Below are 23,420 nucleotides of genomic sequence, written 5' to 3'. Positions count from 1 at the left end.
GCTGTACCTTTGCTGCTTTATTGGCAAAGCATCAAACAGAGGTTGCATGAACAGTATCTCCAGGCGCATCGCCGACGAGCTCGGTGTACGCGAGCAACAGGTTAATGCCACCGTCGCCTTGCTCGACGAGGGCTCCACCGTTCCTTTTATTGCACGATACCGCAAAGAGGTGACCGGTTCGCTGGACGACAGCCAGTTGAGGAGCCTGGAGGAGCGCTTGCGCTATCTGCGGGAACTGGAAGACCGTCGTGCCACCATCCTCAAGAGTATTGAGGAGCAGGGCAAGCTGACCGATGAGCTCAAGGCCAGTATTAACGAGGCGGATGCCAAGAACCGCCTGGAAGATCTCTATCTGCCCTATAAGCCCAAGCGCCGGACCAAGGCTCAAATTGCCCGGGAAGCCGGCCTGGAGCCCCTGGCGGATGCCTTGTACGACGACCCAGCTCTGGATCCGGAAACCGCCGCCCAGGGCTATCTCAACAAGGAAGCCGGGGTTGAAGACACCAAGGCCGCGCTGGATGGCGCGCGCTACGTCCTGATGGAGCGCTTTGCCGAGGACGCCGAGTTGCTGGGCACCCTGCGGGACTTCATCTGGCAGGAAGGCCAGCTGAAAGTGACTGTGGTGGAAGGGAAGGAAAATGAAGGCGCCAAGTTCCGGGACTATTTTGACCATGTCGAGCCGCTGAAAAAGGTGCCGTCCCACCGTGCGCTGGCTGTTCTGCGTGGCCGTAATGAAGGTATTCTGACCTACAGTATCGTGGTCGGCGATGCCGATGATGACCGCCGTGCGCCCCATCCGGCGGAGCAAAGAATTGCAGCCCGCTGGAACATCCGGGATAACGGCCGTGCCGCTGATAAGTGGCTCTCGGAAGTGGTTCGCTGGACTTGGCGGGTCAAGCTCTCCACTCAGATCGAAACCGATCTCATGGCCCAGGTCCGCGAAGCTGCCGAGACCGAAGCCATTAACGTTTTCGCCGCCAACCTCAAGGATCTTCTGCTGCTGGCGCCGGCCGGCCCGCGCCCGACACTGGGGCTGGACCCCGGGCTTCGTACCGGGGTGAAGGTGGCCGTTATCGACGGTACCGGGCAGGTGGTAGGCCATGGTGCCATATACCCCCATGCGCCCAAGAACCAGTGGGACCGCTCCATCGAGCAGCTTGCGGCCTGGTGCCGGGAGTATAAAATTGAATTGGTGGCTATTGGCAACGGCACTGCGTCCCGGGAAACCGAGAAGCTGGTGGGCGACCTGAGCAAGCGTTACCCGGAACTCAAACTGGCCCGGATCGTAGTCAGTGAATCCGGTGCGTCCATATACTCGGCATCCGAATTTGCCTCCAAAGAGCTGCCGGATCTGGATGTCACCATTCGTGGTGCCGTGTCCATTGCCCGTCGCCTGCAGGACCCTCTGGCGGAACTGGTGAAAATCGAGCCGAAATCCATTGGGGTCGGGCAGTACCAACACGATGTATCCCAGGTCCAGTTGTCTCGTAGCCTCGATGCCGTCGTGGAAGACTGTGTAAACGGCGTCGGCGTGGACCTGAATACCGCCTCGGCACCGCTGCTTTCGCGGGTATCCGGTCTGAACCAGACCATCGCCCAGAATATCGTTGAATTCCGTAACCAGAACGGAATGTTCCGCAACCGCAAGCAACTGTTGAAGGTCACCCGGCTTGGGGGGCGGACCTTTGAACAGGCGGCGGGCTTCCTGCGGATCGCTGGCGGAGAGAACCCGCTGGACCGATCTTCTGTGCACCCGGAAGCTTACGGCGTGGTGGAAGCCATTGCCAAGAGAAACAACCGAAAGGTTGAGGATATTGTTGGGGATTCTGACTTTTTACGTGGTCTGAATCCCCAGGATTACGTAACTGAACAGTTCGGGTTGCCCACCATCAAGGACATCATCTCCGAGCTGGAGAAGCCGGGGCGGGATCCGCGCCCGGAATTCCGTTTTGCCAGCTTTGAGGAGGGGGTGGAAACCCTCAATGATCTGAAGCCGGGCATGGTGTTGGAAGGGTCAGTAACCAACGTGACCAACTTCGGCGCGTTTGTGGACATCGGCGTCCATCAGGACGGGCTGGTGCATATTTCGGCACTGTCCCACACCTTTATCAAGGATCCAAGGGAAGTAGTGAAAGCCGGGGATATCGTCAAGGTGAAGGTTCTGGATGTGGACATTCCGCGCAAGCGAATCGCCCTGACCATGCGCATGGACGATCAGCCCGGCGAAAAGAACGATGGCAAGCCGATGGCCGGGAACCGCGCCGGCGCCAGCCAAAAAGCCGGTAGCCGGAACAATCGTAACTCCGGCTCCAGCGAGAAGTCCAAGCAGGGCGCTATGGCCGGTGCACTGGCCCAGGCAATGGCTTCGGCCCGCAAGGACAGCCGTTAACAGGTTTTCAATCTTTTCACCGGCTGGTCCCGCTCACGAGGAGGGACTGGCCGCAGCAGGAGTCAACCATGGCTGAATCCCGCCATTCCGTATTTCGTCAGTTCGCAGCCAGCGACTGGGATGGTTTTCTCAAAGGTGTGGAAAAAGAGGGCCTGCGGGTGGACTGCAACGGGTTCATTGCCCAGACTCCGCATCCGGAAGCCCTGGGTTCGGCGCTGACCCATCCGCGAATTACCACCGATTATTCCGAAGCCCTGTTGGAACTGATCACACCCGTGTTTGACAGCACCGGGGGGATGCTCAAATCCCTGAGAGACATTCACACGTTTGTTCAGGAGAACCTTGGTGACGAGGTGTTTTGGGCGGCGAGCATGCCCTGTGAGCTGGATGGTGATCCGAGCATTCCCATTGCCGAATATGGCAGCTCCAACATTGGCCGCCTCAAGCACGTATACCGCCAGGGCCTGGCTGTCCGCTATGGCCGGATGATGCAGAGCATCGCGGGCGCCCACTACAACCTGTCACTGCCGGACAGTTTCTGGAGGAAATGGCAGGAGTCTCTGGGCAATCAGCAAAGCCTTAAGGACTTCAAATCGGACCAGTATTTCTGGCTGATCCGGAATTTCCGGCGCCGGAGCTGGCTACTGATGCTTCTGTTTGGTGCTTCTCCGGCACTGGATGCGAGCTTTGTTGCCAATGTCCGCCACGATCTGAGCCGTTTTGATGAGCACACCTGGTACGGTGAATACGCCACCTCACTGCGCATGGGTGACTTGGGCTACCACAACAACGCCCAGGCTTCCCTGAACATCTGTTTCAACGAGCTCAGCACCTACACCCGAACTCTGGACCGCGCCATTCACACCAAGTGGCCGGCTTACGAGGCGATCGGTACCCGTCAGGGCGACCAATTCATTCAGATCAACACCAGTGTCCTGCAGATCGAGAACGAGTATTACAGTGCGGTGCGGCCCAAACGTACGACCGAGCGGGAAGAAAAGCCCATTCAGGCCCTTGAAGCCCGGGGTGTGGAATACATCGAGGTTCGATGCCTGGATCTGGATCCGTTCTCTCCGATTGGCGTGAACGAAGCCCAGATCGATTTCCTGGATCTGTTCCTGCTGGATTGCCTGTTGTCAGACTCCCCTCGTATTGGCGATGCTGAGTGTGAGCGTCTGGACGACAACTACAAGGATGTGGTGGCTCGGGGACGCTATCGCGAACTGACCCTTTGCCGAGGCGGACAACGCACGCCGGTGCCCGAGGCCGCCACCGAGTTACTTGAGCAACTGGAACCCCTGGCGGAGCTGCTGGATGGCTGGCAGGGGGGAGACACGTACCGCAAGGCCCTGGCAACCCAGCGTGAGGTGTTGTCTGGCGAGAGGGCGGTGCCCTCGGCCAGGGTGCTCGACGCCATGCGTTCGTCCGGGCTGGGGCACCGGGAGTGGGGTATGGAAATGGCCCGCCAGCATCAGCAAACCCTGAGGCTGGCGGGCCTGGATGCCGACGTTCGCAAAGCCTTTGAAGCGATGACCGCCGATTCCCTGGCGGATCAGCAGCAAATGGAGCGAGCCGACACCCTCCCATTTGACGAATTTCTGGAGCACTACCTGCGCTCCTGAACGGCCGCCGGGTCCGCTATCTCATGTGTCTGCGGACCTGACGCACAGAACCTGAACAAAGATTTGTCAGCCTCCGGCCTGGCTGTTAATTTCTGTAACATCAGGATCGGAGGGGTCGGCATGGCAAGGGATATCAAACTTGGCTGGGATGTGGACGCACTGAACAAGGCTTACCGTCAGGGTTACATGGCAGCCACCATGAATATGGACAAGTCACGCTGCCCCTACCGGGGAGAGGTCGTCATCGCGGCCTGGGAGGCCGGATGGGATGATGCCGATCAGGTCGCCTGTGAAAACCGGGGCAAGGGAGCGGATCTGTTTTCACAGATCGCCTGAGTCCCGTGGTTCCGTTTCGCCCTATCTCTGCACGACGAATTCGGTAAATAGTACGCCGGCAATGCTTTCGCCTGTCTGCTGTTCTTCCAGTACCGCGTTGATCCTTTGTTTTGCTTCCTCGCGAAGCGACTGCTGGCCGTCTATGGAAGTCAGCCGTTCGATATCCGTTTGCTCCCCAAAAAGCATCACCAGCTCATGACGCAATCGCGGCATGTGAGCCTCCACTGCCGGCCGGGTGCTCGCACTCCGAGACCGGAGACTGACCGCTGCCTTCAGATAGGCTGGCTTGTTGTCCGCAGAGCCCACATGGGTAACAAAGGCCGGATCCATGCTGATGTAGTCGGTGAAGCCACTGTCTTCCTGCACCACCTCTTCTTCTGTGGTTTCCTCATCTTGGGAAACGGCCGGCCAGGAGAGCAGTGAAAGCAGCAGGAATATCATCATGAGAATAGGTTTTGGCTGGCGTGTCATAGGCTTGAAGTTGATCGTGGTTTAGGGTTTAGTGACGATTCGGGAGCAATAGCGCCGGTAGCACCGAGAATAACAGGCCCGGTGCGAGGTTGCAGTTTCAATTCACAATTTGAGGTGTTCTTTTGACCAGCAGATGGCTTTTCGGGCTTATTTTCCTTGTGTGTGCCGCCCTTCTGGGTGTCGCGTTTTATATGGAACATGTGATGGGCCTCGAGCCCTGCCCGCTATGCTGGTTGCAGCGTTTCGGGTTCATGGGGGCCGGGCTGGTCAGCTTTCTGGCCCTGTTGCAGGGGCCTGCCGGGTTTGGGGTTCGTATATATGGTTTCCTGCTGGTGCTGACCGCTGGTGCCGGGCTAGGTGTGGCCGGCCGGCAGTTATGGCTGCAGAGCCTGCCGGCGGATCAGGTGCCCGCCTGTGGCCCTTCTGTCGACTACATGCTGGAGGTGTTGCCCTGGCTTGAAGTGCTGTCCACCGCCCTGAGGGGCACCGGGGACTGCGCCGAGGTGGTGTGGCGGTTTCTCGGCCTGAGCATTCCCGGCTGGACAGCGGTGTTCTTTTCCCTGTTGGTGATTACCGGGCTGGGTCTGGTGTTTCGCCGGCAAAATTCCCAGGAGTGGATTCGCAGCTGAAACGGTTGCGGGGGACTGCAGGCATGGGGTAACTTGACCCAAACCTGAGAAAAATCAGAACCGAAAAAGAAGTGCCGGATTACCAAGCGGAGAACAGGCGTCATGTTGGAAAATTGCCGAAATGCCAGGGAGCGTTGGGGTGGCGTCAGCGAGCTGATTGATCGCTGGCTCAAGGAACGTCAGGAGCTGTTGGTTCATTACTGCGATCTGTCCGGAGAGAATGACTTTTCACAGACAGAAGCGCTGAGAGAGAAATTCGTGCGCCTGTGTGAAGTGCTTGTGGATTATGTCTCAACTGGCCATTTCGAGATCTATGAGCAGCTGGTCAGCGAGGCCCGTGAATTTAACGATGGCGGCCTCGAGCTGGCGGCGAAGGTTTATCCCCGGATTGAACAGACCACAGAGGTCGCCCTCAACTTCAATGACCGCCTGGATGGCAGGGATTTGTCGGAGGAGGACGTGAAAGAGCTGTTTGGCGAACTGTCGAAGCTCGGTGAAACCCTCGAGACCCGGTTCGAGATGGAAGATTTCCTGATTGAGCACCTTCACAATGCTCATGCAGGTAAAGTGGCGCCTGCCTGACAACTGCCTGAAAGAAAAAGCCCCAGTTCGGTATTACCGACCTGGGGCTTTTTTGTGGCCGCAAGTTCAGGCACTGCGGCCGGATCGGGCTCTTACTCTCCGGCTTCCGGATTGATGTCCAGAAGCTCGACGTCGAATACCAGGGTCTCGTTGGGACCGATGGCACGGTTGCCGCCGGGTCCGTAGGCCAGGTCAGACGGGATGTAGAGCTTGTAGCGGGCGCCTTCGCTCATCAGTTGCAGGCCCTCTGTCCAGCCTGGAATGACCTGGTTCAGGGCAAAGGTTACCGGTTCGCCGCGCTCGCGGGAGCTGTCAAAGACTTCGCCGGAAAGGAGTTCGCCGGTATAGTGCACCTTGACGGTATCGGTAGCGGCAGGCTTTTCGCCTTCGCCCTTCTCCAGCACTTCGTATTGCAGGCCGGACTCAGTGGTCTCTACACCGTCCCGTGTGGCATTCTCCGCCAGGAACGTTTTGCCAGCCTCAAGGTTCTTGTTGGCCAGCTCTTCCGTCTGCTTCGTCTGCTCTTCCTGAAGCTGCTGCTGATAGGCCATCAGTGCTTTCTGGATTTCCTCGCGGCTCATGCGCTTGGCTTCTTCATCGCCTGCGTGGCCATGTTGAATGCCTTCGAGGAACTGGTCCATCTGCAGATTCGGCAGATCGTTGCCCATGCGCTCACCCAGAACCAGGCCCATGCCATAGCTGACTTTCTGATCGGTTGATTCCAGTTTGGACTGTTCCGGAGCCTCGGGCGGAGTTGAACAGCCGGCAACAAGGCCGGTCACTGCCAGTGCAAGGAGCGTTTTTTTCATTGCTTCATCCTTTAACGTCTGTGCATGGGGCAGCGCCCCGCGTTGTGTTTATCAGAACGGAGAAGGTAACGGGTTCGGGCGTCAGATGCCACTGAACATGTGTTAAGAATCCGGACGTGTCAGATCAGCTGCCGCTGTTGCCGGCAGCTGAGGACCCCAGAGAAAATGGTGCGGTGTAGGGGGACTGCCAGTCGGTCTCCGATTCCGGGATCCGGTTGAGTGGCGAAGCCTTGTCCTGCCGCTCAATGGCCAGCGTGTACCAGGGGCCCTGCTTCGGAGGCTGGTCGGCATAATGCCAGTTGCCGTCTGTGTCTTGCCATTTGAACACGATTTCCGGGCCATCGGTTGGAATGGGGGACGGTACCAGACCTTCAAAGGCGGGGATTTCCGGCTGTTCCTCGTCTGCAACCGGTTCGGATGCCTGCTCCGGATCATTGAGTCCGAAGAAAATCAGCAATAACAGTAACCCGAGTGCGGGAAACGAGAGCCTGATAAGCCATTTCATCATCATGGCCGGTGGTCTTCCTTTGGGGAATTGGCCAGGGCTGTGGCCAGTGCATTCAGCGGCGGGCCGGCACGGTCATCGATTTGCGATGTCGGTGCGGCCGCGGCAAGATTGGTAATGATCAGTGTCTCGCGTCCTTGCATGTCGGATTGTTCCGGGTTGTTGGTCATTAACGTCCGCCAGGCCAGAGCCAGCTCTATTTGTTCTGCTTCGAGCTCCAAGCCGGCGATGCCAGCGCGAAGCTGATGATACTTTTCGGCTGCGCTTGGTAGTGATTTTCGCGCAGCGCGCAGCGCACCGGTTACACGGTCGCGCCACTCTGTTACCGTAGCGTCCTCGGCCCCGGTAAAGGCCCTGTCGGACAGTGCGAGCCAGCCTGCGCAGAGAATCCGCGTCACGCTCCAGCCCTGTTTCTGGAGTGCCAGGCAACTGTCCTGAACACCGGGCTGTTTCCAGAACGCCAGAGCAAAACGCCAGAGCGGGCTTTCCGGTTCCAGATCTGCCGGTAATTCCAGCGGCGGTGTCGATAAATCCGGGATAGTAACCGAGCTGACCGGCATATGCGCTGAGCCTTCCCTGAACACTTTACGTTGATAAAATGAAAGCATGTTAACGATCACTGATCTCAGTTTACAACGGGGCGGCGTCTGGTTGCTAGAATCGGTCAGCCTCACGGTCCAACCCGGCCAGAGAGTGGCCATTGTCGGCGCCAATGGTGCCGGAAAATCCAGCCTTTTCCAGCTGTTGCTGGGCCAGTTGGCTCCGGAGCAAGGTGCCGCTTCACTGCCCGGGGGCTGCCGCATCGCCCACATGGCCCAGGAAGTCGAAGCCTCAGGCCGCAGTGCGCGGGATTTCGTTCTTGATGGCGATCTCGATCTACGCCGCCTGGAGCGGGAGCTGGCGACGGCGGAAGCCGCCCGTGATGATCATGCTATTGCCCGCATACACGGGGAGCTGGACGTGCATGAGGCTTGGTCCGCGGCCCGTCGCGCCGAGGCGCTGATCAGGGGCTTAGGATTCTCTGACGAGGACGCAGACCGGCCGGTATCGGCATTTTCCGGTGGCTGGCGTATCCGCCTGAATCTGGCGCAGGCCCTGATGCGACCGTCAGACCTGCTGCTGCTGGATGAGCCAACCAACCACCTGGATCTGGATGCCTGTTTATGGCTGGAAAACTGGCTGCGCAGGTACCAGGGCACCTTGCTGTTCATTTCCCATGACCGTGATTTCATGGACCGGGTCGCCACCCATGTGGTGCATTTCGATCGCCGGAAGCTGGAGCTTTATACGGGTAATTACTCAGCCTTTGAAGGCCAGCGCAGCGAACGCCTCGCCCAGCAGCAGGCTGGTTTCGAACGCCAGCAGGCCAGGATTGCAGAGATTCAGCGTTTTATCGACCGTTTCAAGGCGCAGGCAACCAAGGCCCGTCAGGCCCAGAGCCGGGTGAAGGCCCTCGAGCGTATGGAGCGAATTGCACCCGCCCATATTGATTCGCCCTTCAGCTTTGAGTTTCCGGTCGCGGAGAAAGTGTCCAACCCCCTGCTAGGGATACGAAATGGCCAGGCCGGACATGGCAACACCACGATCCTCGACGGTATCAATCTGACCCTGCTGCCCGGAAGCCGAATTGGCCTTCTGGGCCCCAACGGCGCCGGTAAGTCCACTTTGATGGATGCGCTGAGAGGGGAGGGCACTCTGTTGTCCGGAGAACGTACCTGTGGCGAGCATCTGGCCATTGGCTACTTTGCCCAGCATCAGCTGGAATCCCTGGATCTGGATGCCAGCCCGTTCCTGCATTTACAGCGCCTGGCCCCAAAAGCCTCGGAACAGAGCATCCGGAACTTTCTCGGCGGCTTTGATTTTCATGGCGACGAAGCTCTGAGCCCCATCCGTTCGTTCTCCGGTGGTGAAAAGGCCAGAGTTGCACTGGCGGTTATCGCCTGGCAGAAGCCGAATCTGCTCCTGCTGGACGAGCCGACCAACCATCTGGATCTGGAGATGCGCCAGGCCCTGACCATGGCCCTACAGAATTTTGAGGGTGCCATTGTGGTGGTTTCCCACGACCGACACCTGCTTAGAAATACGGTGGACGAATTCTGGCTGGTGAACGATGGTCGGGTTGTTGAGTATCAGGGTGATCTTGAAGACTATGAACGCTGGCTTGCAGACCGTCGCAAGGACGAAGCTGAAGCACCGAAGCGTTCGCAGTCTGGTCAGCAAGACCCTGTGGAACCGATGGTTGGAGCTGGCGAAACAGCCGACGACCGAAAGGCCCGCAAGCGCGCTGAGGCAGCTCTCCGGCAGAAGCTCAGCCCCTATCGTAAGCAGCAGGTGTCCCTGGAAAAGGAAATGGATCGGCTGACCCAGCGACTGTTGGCGCTTGAGGAAGAGATGGCGGACCCGGGGCTGTATGAAGAGAGCGGTAAGGTCCGCATGAAAGCATTGCTCGGCGAGCAGGCCGCCGCCAAAGCCCGCCTCGAAGAGGTCGAGGCGCAATGGCTCGAGATCAGTGAAGCTGTGGAATCGCTGGAGGCGGAGTTGGCGGACTGACCGTCCTCAGGCTCCGTTGATCTCCAGAGTGACATCCTGCTTGGCGAGGTAATCACGTTCGTTTTCAAGATCGGCCAGAGTCAGCGGCCGGTCGTCCAGCCAGCCGGGTGGAAACCCCAGGGCCAGCTTGTCCTTTTGGGCGTTCAGGGTGAACTCCGGCGGCGGTTCCATGTTGCGGGGGTGCTGAAGCAGAACGGCCAGACGCACCAGGACGCAGAGATAGCGCAGCCGAAGGGTGTCTTCTGGGTCCAGCCCCTCGAAGATGGCTGAGGAGAACTTGCGCCGGTGGCCCCGTACCAGCGTGGCGAGGTCCCGCTGGAATTGCTGGCTAAAGCCAGGCAGATCCGAATAGCGCAGCAGGTAGGCTCCGTGTTTATGATACTGACTGTGGGAAATGGTCAGGCCGATTTCATGCAGACGGCAAGCCCAGCGCAGAACCTCTTCATCGGCCGCCGTGTGCAGCCCCCAGTCATCCGCCACCTGCTCCCAGGCGGCAACGGCGGTGGCTTCGACTGCCGCACCGTGCTCCTGATCAACGTGATAACGCTCCTGCAGAGCAGAAATAGTCCGCTCCCGCACATCCTCGTGCTGGATCCGGCCGACGATGTCGTAGAGCAGGCCCTCCCGAAGGGCGCCGTCGGCAAACGACATTTCAGTAATACCAAGGGACTGGAACGCTCCCATCAGAATGGCAAAGCCGGCAGGGAAAATACTCTGACGGTCCGAGCGCACACCCAGATCAGCCAGTTTTTCCGTTTTACCCATATCCACAAGGCGCTTGCGCAGTTCCTGCATGGCGGGGAGGGTGATGGTGCCGTCGGTAATTTTCAGGGATGACAGGACACTGGCAATCGCCTTGATCGAGCCGGAGGAACCGACCGCACTCTGCCAGCCCACGGAGCGGAAATGCTGGCGGATGTTCAGCAATTCCTGTTCGGCGTGGGTCACCGCCTTGTCCATTTGCCGCCGGGTAATCTTCCCGTCCGGGAAGTACCGGTTCCGGAAGGAAACGCAGCCCATGTGCAGGCTTTCCAGTTCCTGGGGCTCGAAACGCTGGCCGATGATGAACTCGGTACTGCCGCCACCGATATCGATCACCAGCCTGCGACCGATATCGTCAGACAGGGTGTGGGATACGCCCAGGTAAATCAGGCGCGCCTCCTCGCGCCCGGCAATGATCTCCACCGGGTAGCCAAGAACCTCCTCTGCGCGAACCATGAACTGATGGGCGTTGCGAGCCACCCTGAGGGCGTTGGTGCCGACAATCTGCACAGCCGCCGGAGGCATGCCCTGGAGACGCTGAGCAAACCGGCCCAGGCAGGTCAGGGCACGTTCCTGAGCCTCCTCGGTCAGCCGGTTGTACTGGTCCAGACCCGCGCCGAGCTGGACTTTTTCCCCCATCTTCTCGAGGGTTCGGATTTCCCCATGCACTAGTCTGGCAACCACCATGTGGAAGCTGTTCGAGCCCATGTCGATGGCTGCAAGCACCTCTGGCGAGGACGCAGCGTTTTCGGCGGTGGAGGCGGCCGTCACGTGGTCGAAATCCTTTTGGTATGAACTTGCGAGGTACTATAAGCGAAATCCCTCAGGCCTGTCAGTAACCGGCAGACGCGGTATTTGACCGGGGTCAGGCGCGGATCGGTTCATAGAGGTGGATCTACTGCTTCACATCCGGCTGATCAATCGCGTAAAGTATTGCCTATCGTGATGGGTGAACGGTTGCCATGGAAACCATGGCAGCCTTCAGCGACAGTCAATAGCACCTGTGCACGGTACCGTAGCCCTATGTGGGGCAGGTACCGACATTTAGCAGTAGTGCATGAATCAGGAAAAGGTAATGAGCGGAAATATCGTAAATGTAACCGATGCTTCTTTTGAGCAGGATGTACTGCAGTCCGACGTCCCCGTGCTGGTGGACTACTGGGCAGAATGGTGCGGTCCCTGCAAAATGATCGCGCCGGTGCTTGAAGAGATTGCCGATGAATACGACGGCAAACTGAAAGTCTGCAAGCTCAACATTGACGAAAACGAGCAGACCCCGCCGAAGTTCAACATCCGTGGTATCCCGACCCTGATGCTGTTCAAGAACGGCAACGTGGACGCCACCAAAGTCGGCGCACTCTCCAAATCCCAACTGGCGGCCTTCCTGGACAGCAATCTCTGATTGCAGTTGAGCCGCTAAAAACCGCCCCTGAGCAAAGGTTCACGGGCGGTTTTTTATTGCCCATCAGTCCCAGCCCTGAGACCGTTCCAGATCCGATTCCTTCTGCTCGACCCAGTGCTCGCTGTCGCCGGTAATTTCCTTCTTCCAGAACGGCGCCGACGTTTTTAAAGCATCCATAATAAACTCGCAGGCCGCAAACGCATCCCCACGATGGGCGCTGCAAACCCCTACGAACACAATCTGGTCGCAAAGCGCCAATCTCCCAACCCGGTGAATCACCCGGGCCTTACGCACATCCCAGCGTTTCGAAGCTTCATCAATCAGCCTCTGAATCACCTGCTCCGTCATCCCCGGATAGTGCTCCAGGTAAAGCCCTGTCACACCCTGTAAATCGCCGCTGTCCCGCACCAGCCCGGTAAAGGTCGCAATGGCGCCGGTCCCGGCACCGCTGTCCCGGAGCGCGGCATACTCGGCGGCAGGATCAAAATCTCCGGACTGTACCGAAATCATCTCAACCTCCGGTCACCGGCGGAAAGAATGCCAGCTCATCGCCGGCCTGCACTGCAGAGCCCGGTTTGGCCATGGCCTGATTGATCGCAATCATCACCGGCTGGTCGCCTTGCAGTTGGGCCCACCGGTCGCCGCGACTGGCAAGCTCGGACAGCACGTCACCGGCAGTCAGCCCCGGCCTGGACTCAATCGTCATTTCTTCCGTCTCCAGCTCTTCCCGCAGGCGGGCAAAGAAACGAACCGTAATTGCATCGTTAGTCATGGTCAGCTCAACAATTCCGCAAACGAATAATAGATTACCAGGTCTCCGGGACTCACCGTGGTGTTTTCCGGCACCACTGCCAGGCCATGGGCCCAGCAGGCAGAGCTCAGGATGCCGGAGCTCTGGTTGGGAAAGGCGGCGACCACTGGATCCGATCCGCGGGTTTCCTTCCTTGCCCGTAGAAACTCCCTGCGCGCCGAAGTCGACGATATGGAAAAGTCTGCCGGAATCCGCTCTCCGGCGGGGTTTTGATGGCTCCGCCCCTGGCGTTTTCGTATGTAGGGCATGCCGACCACAAAAAAAGTGACCAGCACAGACGCGGGATTGCCCGGCAACCCCAGCACTGGCGTACCGCCGATGGCGCCAAAGGCCAGGGGTTTGCCAGGTTTGATAGCCATGCGCCAGAGCGACAGATTGCCGGATTCTTCCAGCACCGCGCGTACGTGGTCCTCTTCACCAACGGAAACACCGCCGCTGGTAATGATCAGATCCGACGACTCTGCCGCGCGAAGCAGCGTTTCCAGGGTTGCTTCACGTTGGTCCCGCAGCGTCTCGCACAGCACCACCTCACAGCCGGCCTGGGCGAGCAGGCCGAGCAGGGTGTAGCGATTGCTGTTGTAGATCTGCCCCGGTGCCAGGGGCGTTCCGGGGTCTACCAGCTCGTCGCCGGTGGAAAGAATGGCGACCTTCAGCCGTGCCAGAACGGCGACGCGGGCAACACCCATGGACGCCAGCAGGCCCATTTCGTTCGGGCGCACCTGCGTGCCTTTTGCCAGAGCGAGGTCGCCCCTGGCGAGATCCTGACCCTGGCGACGAATGTTCTGCCCCTCAGTCACCTCTGCGTTCACAACAATGCCGGTGTCGGTTACCTCCACGCGCTCCTGCATCACCACCGAGTCCGCGCCCTCGGGAATCTCCGAGCCGGTGAAAATGCGGGCGGCGGTACCCGGTGCCAGAGCCTTCGGCGCTTCACCGGCAGGAATCCGGGCCGAAACCGGTATTGCCTGATTCTCGGCAAGATCCTGTTTGCGCAGTGCGTAACCGTCTACCGCACTGTTGTCCGCCGGCGGCACGTCGGCCGGGACGTAATGGTTCTCGGCCAGCACCCGGCCCAGCGAGTCGGCGAGATCCACCGTTTCTACCCTGGTGACCACGCGCGCTTCTGATAACAGGTGAGCCAGGGCGTCTTCCAGCGGCGTCAGGTTTGGGTTACCCATCAATTCTGAACTCCGATCCAGGTTACTGTCTGCCTCAGCGCGTGGCGCGCTGGCCAATGACTTCATTGATCCGCTGCATCGGCTTATCGGGCTTGCGTAAGACCAGGGCCGAGAAGTTGCACGGGCCGTGCCGGCTGTCCAGCTGGCTGCTGAGAATGCCGTTCCATCCGGTGCGGCAGGCGCCGGTGGAGCCGGGCAGGCAGAATATCACCGTATTGTTTGCCATTCCTCCGAGCGCTCGCGACTGGACAGTGGAAGAGCCAATCTCAGAGGCAGACAGGCGCCGGAACTCCTCACCAAAACCATCTATGGTTTTATCAAACAGCGGCCTGACCGCCTCCGGGGTGCTGTCCCGTTCAAGGAGACCCGTGCCGCCGGTTATAATCACCACGTGCACCTCCGGGTCGGCAATCCAGCCAGACATCAGCGCCCGCACCAGGTAGACATCATCGGGCAGAATACGACGGGCGACCAGACGGTGCCCGGCCTCGATAACGCTGTCCTCAAGAAACTGTCCGGACGTATCCTGCTCCAGGCCCCGTGTGTCGGACACGGTCAGCAGGGCAATGTTCAGGGGTTTCAGGTTGCTGCTTGGTTCACTGCTCATGGATGGCACTCCGGAATCGTTGAAAAGGTCTTATACGCCAGTATCGCCATGACGGGCTTCCAATGGAAGGGAGTAACCCATCAGGGGGAGGCGCTGAAAGCAGGGCGCCCGGGTTGCAGGATAATTGGCGTTAATTTGTGCAGTGCACTTGACATTCGCCAGTCAGGTGGCCGATGATCCTCCATGCCCGGCGAACGGTTGTTCCCACTCTCTGGCTTCAGTGCTTTAACCCCGGACTCCATCTACACCGGTTGCTCCATCTGGCCAGCATCAGTTTCAGCGTTCATTCGATCAATACGTTCTGTGGCACCCCTGTCATTCCAATATTCGTTTACTTCCATTCCTGAAAATCCAATAAACTATGAATCTTACTGAACTCAAGCAGAATTCCATGCCCGAATTGCTCGAAATTGCGCAAGAGATGGGCCTCGACAACCTGGCTCGTTCCCGCAAGCAGGATGTGATCTTCACCATCCTGAAGAAGCATGCCAAGAGCGGTGAAGACATCTACGGTGATGGCGTACTGGAAATTCTGCAGGACGGTTTCGGTTTCCTCCGTTCTGCTGATGCCTCCTATCTGGCAGGACCTGACGACATCTACGTCTCCCCCAGCCAGATTCGCCGTTTTAACCTGCGGACTGGCGACACGGTTGCCGGCAAGATCCGCCCGCCAAAAGACGGTGAGCGCTATTTTGCCCTGTTGAAAGTCAGCGAGATCAACTTCGACAAGCCGGATAATGCCCGTAACAAGATCCTGTTCGAGAACCTGACGCCGCTGTTTCCTGACGAGCGCCTCATGCTCGAAGCAGGCAATGGCAGCACCGAAGATCTCTCGTCCCGCGTGCTGGATCTGGTGGCGCCCATCGGCAAGGGTCAGCGCGGCCTGATCGTTTCACCGCCCAAGGCCGGTAAAACGCTGCTGATGCAGAGCATTGCCCAGTCCATCACCCGCAACAATCCTGAGTGCCATGTGATGGTGCTGTTGATTGATGAGCGGCCGGAGGAAGTGACCGAGATGCAGCGCACCGTGCGTGGCGAAGTCATTGCCTCTACCTTCGATGAACCTCCGGCCCGTCACGTTCAGGTGGCCGAGATGGTGATCGAAAAGGCTAAGCGACTGGTCGAGCACAAGAAAGATGTGGTTATCCTGCTGGACTCCATCACCCGTCTGGCTCGCGCCTATAACACGGTGATTCCGTCCTCTGGTAAGGTGCTGACCGGTGGTGTCGACGCCCACGCCCTGGAAAAACCGAAGCGTTTCTTCGGCGCCGCCCGTAACGTGGAGGAGGGCGGAAGCCTGACCATCCTGGCGACGGCACTGGTGGATACCGGCTCCAAGATGGATGAAGTGATCTACGAGGAGTTCAAGGGCACCGGTAACATGGAAATTCACCTGGACCGTAAGATTGCCGAGAAGCGCGTCTACCCGGCCATCAATATCCGCCGGTCCGGTACCCGCCGTGAAGACCTGCTGATGAGTGAAGCCGATATCCAGCGCGTGTGGATCCTGCGCAAGCTGCTGCACTCCATGGACGACGACACCGCGTCGCTTGAATTTCTGCTGGACAAGCTGCGGGACACCAAGACCAACGACGAATTCTTCCAGTCTATGAAGCGTCGGTGATTTCTGGCCTGACGCGTGTTTAAGACGAGCGCCTGAGGTTTTTGGGGGCGGGCAGAGCCGGGGCAAGCCTCCCCGGACACGCCGTGAACCCATCCCTGGGGGCTCGGCATTGCCATCCCTGGCAATGCACGGTCCGGGGAGGCTTGCCCCGGTTCCGCCGTTCAAGCCATGTGCGCGCATCTGATTGTTTAGGAATGGGTGTTTCAGAAAACCAAAGCGACGATCATTGAGTTGCGAACAACTGGTGATCTGAAGAACGAGGTGGGGACCTGTTTTCCCAGACTGTGTCTTGCCATGGATGGCAAGACCAAGCCCCCAGGGATGGGTTTACGGCGTGTCTGGGAAAGCAGGTCCCCACCTTGTTCAGACTCCCAACAAGCAGTCCAGAGACCACCATACTCCGTAGTACTGGCAGATAATGAACGGAGCAACCGATGAAATACAACGACCTGCGAGACTTCATTGGCCAGCTGGAGAAGCTGGGCGAGCTGAAACGGATCAGCGTTGAAGTCGATCCTCACCTGGAAATGACCGAAATCTGCGACCGCACCCTGCGGGCAGGCGGTCCTGCGTTGTTGTTTGAAAATCCCAAAGGTTACGACATGCCGGTACTGGCCAACCTGTTCGGGACACCCAAGCGGGTCGCGCTGGGCATGGGGCAGGACAGCGTGACCGCGCTTCGTGATATCGGCAAGCTGCTGGCCTTTCTGAAGGAACCGGATCCCCCCAAAGGTTTCCGGGATGCCATCGAGAAGCTGCCACTGTTCCGGCAGGTGATGCGTATGAGCCCCAAAGTGCTTCGCTCTGCGCCCTGCCAGGACGTGGTGATCGAAAAAGACCAGGTGGATCTGTACCAGATTCCAGTGCAGCATTGCTGGCCCGGGGATGCCGGGCCGCTGGTTACCTGGCCGCTGGTGATTACCCGTGGGCCCCACAAGGAACGTCAGAATCTGGGTATTTACCGGCAGCAGGTGATTGGCCGTAATCGGCTGATCATGCGGTGGCTCAGCCATCGTGGTGGCGCGCTGGATTTCCAGGAGTTTCAGAAGGCCAACCCGGGTAAGCCCTATCCGGTGGCAGTGGCTTTGGGTGCGGACCCGGCGACCATTCTGGGGGCGGTGACGCCGGTGCCGGATACCTTGTCGGAATATGCCTTTGCCGGCCTGTTGCGGGGTGGCCGTACCGAACTGGTACAGTGCGGCCTCAGCGACCTACAGGTTCCGGCCAGCGCCGAGATTGTGCTCGAAGGGTTCATCTATCCGGACGATATGGCTCCTGAAGGGCCGTTCGGTGATCACACCGGCTACTACAATGAAGTGGATGACTTTCCGGTGTTTACCGTAGAACGGATGACCCATCGCAAAGACCCGATCTATCACAGTACCTACACCGGCCGTCCACCCGATGAACCGGCGATCCTCGGGGTGGCGCTGAATGAGGTGTTCATTCCGATTCTGCAGAAGCAGTTTCCGGAGATTGTTGATTTCTACCTGCCTCCGGAAGGCTGTTCCTATCGGCTTGCTATCGTGACCATGAAGAAACAGTACCCCGGCCATGCCAAACGAGTGATGATGGGGGTATGGTCTTTCCTGCGGCAGTTCATGTACACCAAGTTCGTGATTGTTACCGACGACGATGTGAACGCCCGCAACTGGGAAGACGTGATCTGGGCAATTACCACCCGGATGGATCCGGTTCGCGACACCACCCTGGTGGAGAACACGCCCATCGATTATCTGGACTTTGCCTCGCCGGTGTCGGGGCTCGGTTCCAAGATGGGGATGGATGCCACTAATAAATGGCCGGGTGAAACCACCCGCGAATGGGGCGAGCCCATCGCCATGACCGACGAGGTCAAACAGCGGGTGAATGAGCTCTGGGACAGCCTGGGCATTGAAAGTTCGGCGTCCCGCCCCGACTGATATGGGCAGAGAACATCGGCACGTGGTGCTTTCGCCCTCTGGTATTGCGTTTAACGCTGCCGGTGAGAGTGATTTGCTCAGTGCTGCCGCCAGCGCAGGCATTGGCGTGCCTGCGGCCTGTCGAAACGGGGTGTGTGAAATCTGTGAGGCGTGGCTGATCGCTGGCCTCGCGCTTAACACCCGAAACCAAAAGACTATTGAGGTCGGCGAGCGGCTGATGATGTGCAGAACCGCAGCGCTCACGGACCTGGACTTGGAGATATCCGCCGTTATGGCAGCCGGAAACAATCAGCCTGGCAAGTACCAGGCGAAAGTCGTGGACGTTCGTTCCATCAGTCACGATGTCTACCGCGTTGAGCTGCAGCTTCCGCGGCGCCGGGAACTTTCGTTTCACGCAGGGCAGTATCTCTCGGTCAATCTGCCGGACGCAGAGCCCTGTTACTTTTCTATTGCCAGCAGCCCTTCGGCCCAGACCATCGAGCTTCACATCCAGGCGACGCCGGAATGGGTGTCGGCACAGAAAGTCATTGATGCCCTGACTTCCGGCGGTGAAGTGACCGTGGAATTGCCCCATGGCAAGGCCTGCCTGGCGTCGGCACCGGCGAAGCCGCTGCTGCTGGTGGCAGCCGGCACGGGGTTTGCCCAGATGAAAAGCCTGGTGGATTATCTCCGGGAAACGTCTTACAACCAGCCAGTCAAACTCTACTGGGGGGTTCGTCGTCATGACGACATGTACCTCCGGTCCCTGGCCCAGCAATGGCAGGAGGAATGGCCACCATTCACTTTCCTGCCGGTGGTGGGCGATGATGAGGACAATGATTGGAGCGGCCACCATGATCAGCTGGTGCGGGCAGTTCTGGCCTCAGGGATGGAGTGGGACAAGGTGGAAGTGCACGCCAGTGGTTCACCCACCATGGTCTATACACTGATGGATGCGCTTGTCGAGGCAGGCCTGCCTGAAGGCGCCTTCTTCTCGGATGTGCTTGAGTACGCGCCCAGAACGTGAAAAAGGGGCCAGATGAAATTTCCATCTGGCCCTTTTTTCATTTGACCCCGATTTCAGCCCATGCTCAGGCTCTGGGCATAGGCAAATCCGGTAGTCCGTTGTCTTTCTCCAGTCCCTGCATCAGCAGTTTGATGCTGGCCTCTCCCTCGCCCATGTGGGCGTTGAGCCTGCTCAGCTCTGCCAGGGCTTCCCGGTTGCGTTTCAGTCGCAGGCTGGTTTCGAAGTATTCCCGGGCCTTGCCCCAGAGTTCATTGCGCAGGCTAAGCCGGCCCAGGGCCAGTAGAAGCTCGGCGTTGTTGGGCCGGTCTTTAAGCCACTGCTCTGCCAACAACAGCTGCTCGTCAGGCTTCTGGCCTTTCACCCGGCCGTAGAGATTGATCAGCTCGTCACTCCAGTGATTGCGCAGCACCTTGCGTAGCAGGGTTTCTGTCTGTACCTCGTCGCCAAGGCCTGCCAGCAGGCGGGCGTAATCCCGGATGGTGTATTCGTCGCGACGGAGGAAGCCGGGCAGCTCATCCCAAAGCCGGGTTAGCGGCTCCAGAGAAGCCTCCGGGTCCTGTTTCTGCTGGCGCCGGCAGTCTTCCGCTGCTCGCTCAAGGAGGTTGTGCCAGACCTGGCGTTCCAGGTCATTCAGTTCTGCCTCGGGCAACACGCTGCGCTTGCGCAGCTCTGGTATCAGCTTCGACAGCTCCCGCCAGTCTTCCAGACGCAGGTAGGTGGTTTTCAGCAGTTTCAGCACGAAGGGGTGGTGGGGCGACTGCTTGCGCAGGCGAACCAGGGTGGCCAGGGCCTGTTCAAGCCGGTTGCCGGCCAGTTGCAGCTGAGCCTGGGTAATGCCGACGGCCATATCCGACCCCGGGGTGCTGTCGAACGCCTTGCGCAGCAGGTCATCCACTGCCTCATGATCACCGGATTCGAAAGCCGCCTGGGCGGCTGCAAGATAGTTAATCAGCGGGGTGTCCGCATGGCCGGCCGAGGCGGTTAACAGTTTGCGGGCTCGCGGCCAGTTGCCCTCGGCCAGGGCGAGCAGGCCCTGGGTAGTCCGGCGGCGCGCCCTGCGTTCATTACTCCGGGCAAGCCAGCCGGCGACAAGCCCGGTACTCTTACCAAGCCGGCGGGTCAAGTTGATGAACAGTACAGTCAGGACAACAACGGCCACCAGAAGGCCCAGCCCCACCCAGAAGTTCGTTTCGATCAGGTAGTGACCAAGGCTGATCCGGATGTAGCCCAGGTCATACTGCAGCCCCAGCGAGAGCCCGGTGCCGATTATCAGCGCCAGCAGGATGATGAGTAACAGGCGAATCATGAATCACTGCCTCCATCAGCCTGGCTGGCGGTATCCTCGCCATCGCCGTTATTGGCATTAAGGCGGCCGGCCAGTCGCGCCTTGAGCAGATCCAGGGACTGGCTGATATCGGGCAGTTTGGGGTCTACATTTCTCTGAGCCAGTTCGGCAAATGTCGCGGTGAGTGCTTTGACCCGTGGGTTACTAGCGTCGTACCAGGCATCGACGGTTGAGCGGGCCTTGGTCAATGCCCGCTCATACAGCGCCTGGTTACCTCGCAGAACCGCCATTTCCGCTTCTTCCAGCATCAGCTGAAGATTGAGGCGGGCGTAGGCGCTCTGGTCCGGTGACAGCATCGGTTTGACCGGTTCGTCAAGCCGGCGAACCACGACCACCTGCATAAGGGTCGATTTCACCTTGTTCCAGGCTCGCAGCACGGGGCCGGGTTCACCAGCGGTTTCAGTCTCATCCGCCGAGCCGGAGCCGGCCAGGAAACCGGGGGCATTTTCATGGATCAGAGCCTGGTCGGTCAGCTGGTTAATGCTGTCGATGGCGGCTTCGAGTTTCAGGTAAAGGCCGGTTCGGTCGACACCGGTAAGGCCCTTTAGCGCCAGGATTTCGCGGGCGAGCTGCTGGCGAACGGGATAGACGCCGATGTCATCAGATTCGTTCAGCACTTCGTCGGCTGCTTCCAGTGCCGACAGGGCGCCGCGGATGTCCTTTTCAATCATCAGCCGCTGGTTGGCGATTCTCAGTAGATACTCCGCCTCGGCCAGGAGCCAGTCGGTACGCGTCCGGTTACCGGCCTCCAGAAGTTCCCTGGCGTTGTGATCAATCTGGCGCTGCTGGGTGGCAATCAGCTCGCGCTGGCTAGCCAGTTTTTCTTCCAGGGATTGCAGGCGCTGATTTTGCTGACTGCCCCGGTCGCCATAGAGGTCTTCAAGTTGGGCGGTGTCCTGCTGCAAGGCCTGGAGTGACTGCATGACGGCCTGGTGGTTGTTCCACTGCTGCCAGCTCCAGAGTGCCAGGGCAACAGCAAGAATCAGGGCAATGAGGGCCACCAGCCAGACCGGCCAAAGTTTCTGACGGGCAGGTGGTTCCTTGGCGATGGGTGCGGGCAGTTGATTCGTTGTCTCTGTCACGGGCGTCCTTACTTGGCTTTTCCGGAGCCACCGTCCCGGCCGTCGAGTTGCATTGCAACCGTGGCCACGATGTCGTTATCGGCAAGGCTTCCTGGTATGCACGGATTTCTGAACCCCGCCTTACGGGCCTGTTCGGCAACCCGATCTGCGGGAACAATCAATAACCTATCGTATAGATTATGGCTGCTATTCGCACTGAGTGCGATGAGATTGTTCAAGGTTTCTCCAGAGAGCGTGACAATGGCCTCCGGAGCAAAGGTCTCCAGCGTTTCCTGAATTTGTTCCGGCGAATATTCCGGACAGAAACGCCGATACAGGGGCAAGAGGGTAACTCTGGCGCCTCGGGCCTCCAGGGTTTCCCGGATCAGCTCGCGGCCGTTTTCTCCGCTGGCCAGCAGTACCCGTTCGCCCTGAAAGTCGTTCAGTGAGGGGAGGGCCAGAAGTGCTTCGCTGGTCCAGCCTTCCGGCGGCTTTTGGGGGCTAAGCCCATGTTCTGCGAACACCGCTGCTGTGCCAGCCCCGACACCATACCAGCGGATGCCCATGGGAATCTGGGGCCACCAGCTGTCTACCTCATCCAACAGGAGTCGGGCAGCGAAAGGGCTCACGGCAATGACGTGGGCGTACTCATCCAGACAGAGAATGAGAGTGCGCCGTTCCGGGGTCTCTGGCAGCGGTTCCCGGTCAATAAGTGGAAGGATTCGAACATCGGCACCCGCCGCCCGAAACCGGCTGGCCAGCCGGGACGCTTCCGGTTCGGGCCGGCAGATCAGGATCCTCCGGCCGCTCAGTTCTGGCTCAGCGTGGGGTGTGGCCATAGATTTCAGCCAGCACTTTGTCGGCACCCAGAGCCAGCAGATCCTCGGCCAGTTCCCTGCCAAGGCGTTCCCCCTCGGCCCGGGGAGCCCGGCCTTCAACGCGGAAGATCTGGGTGCCGTCAACGGCCCCCACCAAACCGCGCAGCCAGAGGGTGTCTTCGTCCTCAAGCAGGGCGTAGGCGGCAATGGGCACCTGACAGCCACCTTCGAGGCGACGGTTCAGGGCTCGCTCGGCCCTGACGCGATCGGACGTGTCTTTGTGATTCAGTGGCTCAAGCATGGCCAGCAGCTCGCTATCATCAACCCGGCATTCGATGCCGAGGGCACCCTGGCCGACTGCAGGCAGGGAGAGGGTGTCCGGCAGGCTGTAGCGGATGCGTTCATGGAAGCCCAGGCGTTTCAGGCCGGAGCTGGCCAGTACGATGGCGTGGTAGTCTCCGGCATCGAGTTTGGCCAGCCGGGTATTGACGTTGCCGCGCAGAACACGGATCTGCAGGTCCGGGCGGTAGGCCCGAAGCTGGGACTCCCGGCGCAGGCTGGCGGTGCCCACCACAGCGCCGTCGGGCAGGGCGTCAACATTGTCAAACTGGTTGCTGACGAAGGCGTCGGTGGGGTCTTCCCGTTCACAGATGGCCACCAGCCCCAGTCCCTCCGGGAATTCCATGGGCACGTCTTTCATGGAGTGCACAGCCAGATCCGCCCGACCGTCCAGCATGGCTTCTTCAAGCTCTTTAACGAACAGGCCCTTACCTCCGATCTTGGCCAGCGGCACGTCCAGAATCTTGTCGCCCTGTGTCTTGATCTTGACCAGCTCCACGGCGATGTTGTCGTGCAGCCTTTCCAGTTCGGCCTTGATGAATTCCGCTTGCCACAGCGCCAGTGCGCTGCTGCGGGTTGCAATGCGAAGGGTACGTTTGGACATGACACTCACTGTCGGTTCGGAAAATGTCCGCCAAGGTTACCTTGTGAC

General features: G+C 59.2%; 23 protein-coding genes. 10 read left to right on the top strand and 13 right to left on the bottom strand.

Features of this window, described 5'->3' with window-relative positions:
• Positions 1–46: 46 nt before the first annotated feature.
• From ACN0XM_RS00535 to rmf, 3 genes are all read left to right on the top strand, one after another.
• Complete coding sequence (locus ACN0XM_RS00535; RefSeq protein ID WP_417564960.1) at positions 47–2,389, top strand: Tex family protein; 2,343 nt, start codon at positions 47–49, stop codon at positions 2,387–2,389.
• Between the two features lie 68 nt (positions 2,390–2,457).
• Positions 2,458–4,011 (top strand): glutamate--cysteine ligase, encoded by a 1,554-nt coding sequence (gene gshA / locus ACN0XM_RS00530; RefSeq protein ID WP_417564959.1) that lies wholly within the window; start codon positions 2,458–2,460, stop codon positions 4,009–4,011.
• A 120-nt stretch (positions 4,012–4,131) separates the two neighbouring features.
• Positions 4,132–4,347, top strand: coding sequence for a ribosome modulation factor (gene rmf, locus ACN0XM_RS00525; RefSeq protein ID WP_417564958.1), 216 nt, complete (start codon positions 4,132–4,134; stop codon positions 4,345–4,347).
• 21 nt (positions 4,348–4,368) lie between these two features.
• Here rmf and ACN0XM_RS00520 read toward each other — a convergent pair whose 3' ends face one another.
• On the bottom strand, positions 4,369–4,791 hold the full coding sequence (locus ACN0XM_RS00520) for a flagellar basal body-associated FliL family protein (protein ID WP_417564957.1): 423 nt from the start codon (positions 4,789–4,791) through the stop codon (positions 4,369–4,371).
• 149 nt (positions 4,792–4,940) lie between these two features.
• Between ACN0XM_RS00520 and ACN0XM_RS00515 the strand changes: the two genes are divergently transcribed.
• Complete coding sequence (locus tag ACN0XM_RS00515) at positions 4,941–5,447, top strand: disulfide bond formation protein B (protein WP_417564956.1); 507 nt, start codon at positions 4,941–4,943, stop codon at positions 5,445–5,447.
• A gap of 102 nt (positions 5,448–5,549) precedes the next feature.
• On the top strand, positions 5,550–6,029 hold the full coding sequence (gene rsd, locus ACN0XM_RS00510; protein WP_417564955.1) for a sigma D regulator: 480 nt from the start codon (positions 5,550–5,552) through the stop codon (positions 6,027–6,029).
• Positions 6,030–6,121: 92 nt separating this feature from the next.
• Here rsd and ACN0XM_RS00505 read toward each other — a convergent pair whose 3' ends face one another.
• The 3 genes from ACN0XM_RS00505 to ACN0XM_RS00495 form a co-directional block, all read right to left on the bottom strand.
• Positions 6,122–6,838 carry an FKBP-type peptidyl-prolyl cis-trans isomerase gene (locus ACN0XM_RS00505; RefSeq protein ID WP_417564954.1) on the bottom strand — a complete coding sequence of 239 codons (717 nt, stop codon included), beginning with the start codon at positions 6,836–6,838 and terminating at the stop codon, positions 6,122–6,124.
• Between the two features lie 124 nt (positions 6,839–6,962).
• A complete protein-coding gene (locus tag ACN0XM_RS00500) occupies positions 6,963–7,349 on the bottom strand; it encodes a DUF4124 domain-containing protein (protein ID WP_417564953.1) in 387 nt (128 codons plus the stop codon).
• Positions 7,346–7,903, bottom strand: a complete 558-nt coding sequence (locus tag ACN0XM_RS00495) for a TIGR02444 family protein (protein ID WP_417564952.1) — start codon at positions 7,901–7,903, stop codon at positions 7,346–7,348. Before ACN0XM_RS00495 ends, ACN0XM_RS00500 begins: the two co-directional genes overlap by 4 nt.
• A 46-nt stretch (positions 7,904–7,949) precedes the next feature.
• On the opposite strand from ACN0XM_RS00495, the gene ACN0XM_RS00490 reads away from it, so the two are divergent.
• A complete protein-coding gene (locus ACN0XM_RS00490) occupies positions 7,950–9,893 on the top strand; it encodes an ATP-binding cassette domain-containing protein (protein ID WP_417564951.1) in 1,944 nt (647 codons plus the stop codon).
• Between the two features lie 6 nt (positions 9,894–9,899).
• Here ACN0XM_RS00490 and ppx read toward each other — a convergent pair whose 3' ends face one another.
• Complete coding sequence (gene ppx, locus ACN0XM_RS00485) at positions 9,900–11,426, bottom strand: exopolyphosphatase (protein WP_417564950.1); 1,527 nt, start codon at positions 11,424–11,426, stop codon at positions 9,900–9,902.
• A gap of 304 nt (positions 11,427–11,730) precedes the next feature.
• Between ppx and trxA the strand changes: the two genes are divergently transcribed.
• Positions 11,731–12,057, top strand: coding sequence for a thioredoxin TrxA (gene trxA, locus ACN0XM_RS00480; protein ID WP_008169901.1), 327 nt, complete (start codon positions 11,731–11,733; stop codon positions 12,055–12,057).
• 63 nt (positions 12,058–12,120) lie between these two features.
• Here the strand turns inward: trxA and ACN0XM_RS00475 are convergent, their stop codons facing one another.
• Genes ACN0XM_RS00475 through moaB form a run of 4 tightly spaced genes read right to left on the bottom strand, consistent with a single transcriptional unit; the run spans position 12,121 to position 14,653 of the window.
• Positions 12,121–12,567, bottom strand: coding sequence for a molybdenum cofactor biosynthesis protein MoaE (locus tag ACN0XM_RS00475; protein ID WP_417564949.1), 447 nt, complete (start codon positions 12,565–12,567; stop codon positions 12,121–12,123).
• Position 12,568: 1 nt separating this feature from the next.
• Positions 12,569–12,829, bottom strand: coding sequence for a MoaD/ThiS family protein (locus ACN0XM_RS00470; RefSeq protein ID WP_417564948.1), 261 nt, complete (start codon positions 12,827–12,829; stop codon positions 12,569–12,571).
• A 2-nt stretch (positions 12,830–12,831) separates the two neighbouring features.
• Positions 12,832–14,046 carry a gephyrin-like molybdotransferase Glp gene (glp, locus tag ACN0XM_RS00465; RefSeq protein ID WP_417564947.1) on the bottom strand — a complete coding sequence of 405 codons (1,215 nt, stop codon included), beginning with the start codon at positions 14,044–14,046 and terminating at the stop codon, positions 12,832–12,834.
• Positions 14,047–14,080: 34 nt separating this feature from the next.
• Complete coding sequence (gene moaB, locus ACN0XM_RS00460; protein WP_417564946.1) at positions 14,081–14,653, bottom strand: molybdenum cofactor biosynthesis protein B; 573 nt, start codon at positions 14,651–14,653, stop codon at positions 14,081–14,083.
• Positions 14,654–15,014: 361 nt separating this feature from the next.
• Here moaB and rho point away from each other — a divergent pair, with 361 nt between their 5' ends.
• From rho to ACN0XM_RS00445, 3 genes are all read left to right on the top strand, one after another.
• Positions 15,015–16,277 (top strand): transcription termination factor Rho, encoded by a 1,263-nt coding sequence (gene rho, locus ACN0XM_RS00455; protein WP_417564945.1) that lies wholly within the window; start codon positions 15,015–15,017, stop codon positions 16,275–16,277.
• Positions 16,278–16,711: 434 nt separating this feature from the next.
• Entirely contained in the window at positions 16,712–18,199 is a 1,488-nt protein-coding gene (gene ubiD / locus ACN0XM_RS00450) for a 4-hydroxy-3-polyprenylbenzoate decarboxylase (RefSeq protein WP_417564944.1), read from the top strand.
• Position 18,200: 1 nt separating this feature from the next.
• On the top strand, positions 18,201–19,205 hold the full coding sequence (locus ACN0XM_RS00445; protein WP_417564943.1) for a 2Fe-2S iron-sulfur cluster-binding protein: 1,005 nt from the start codon (positions 18,201–18,203) through the stop codon (positions 19,203–19,205).
• A 64-nt stretch (positions 19,206–19,269) separates the two neighbouring features.
• Here ACN0XM_RS00445 and ACN0XM_RS00440 read toward each other — a convergent pair whose 3' ends face one another.
• From ACN0XM_RS00440 to hemC, 4 genes are read right to left on the bottom strand one after another with little or no spacing between them, the layout of a single operon-like run.
• The gene (locus ACN0XM_RS00440; protein ID WP_417564942.1) at positions 19,270–20,511 is read right to left on the bottom strand and encodes a heme biosynthesis HemY N-terminal domain-containing protein; all 1,242 of its coding nucleotides are present in this window, start codon (positions 20,509–20,511) and stop codon (positions 19,270–19,272) included.
• Positions 20,508–21,632 (bottom strand): uroporphyrinogen-III C-methyltransferase, encoded by a 1,125-nt coding sequence (locus tag ACN0XM_RS00435; RefSeq protein ID WP_417564941.1) that lies wholly within the window; start codon positions 21,630–21,632, stop codon positions 20,508–20,510. Before ACN0XM_RS00435 ends, ACN0XM_RS00440 begins: the two co-directional genes overlap by 4 nt.
• Before the next feature lie 8 nt (positions 21,633–21,640).
• Positions 21,641–22,450, bottom strand: a complete 810-nt coding sequence (locus tag ACN0XM_RS00430) for a uroporphyrinogen-III synthase (RefSeq protein ID WP_417564940.1) — start codon at positions 22,448–22,450, stop codon at positions 21,641–21,643.
• Positions 22,431–23,372: a hydroxymethylbilane synthase gene (gene hemC / locus ACN0XM_RS00425; protein WP_417564939.1), complete on the bottom strand. Its 942-nt coding sequence runs from the start codon at positions 23,370–23,372 to the stop codon at positions 22,431–22,433. The genes ACN0XM_RS00430 and hemC overlap by 20 nt, the downstream gene beginning before the upstream one ends.
• Positions 23,373–23,420 lie beyond the last annotated feature (48 nt).

Source organism: Marinobacter sp. (assembly GCF_048269445.1).
Lineage (GTDB): Bacteria > Pseudomonadota > Gammaproteobacteria > Pseudomonadales > Oleiphilaceae > Marinobacter.
Note: the sequence above shows the minus strand (reverse complement) of the source record. Positions and strands in the feature narration are given on the sequence as shown.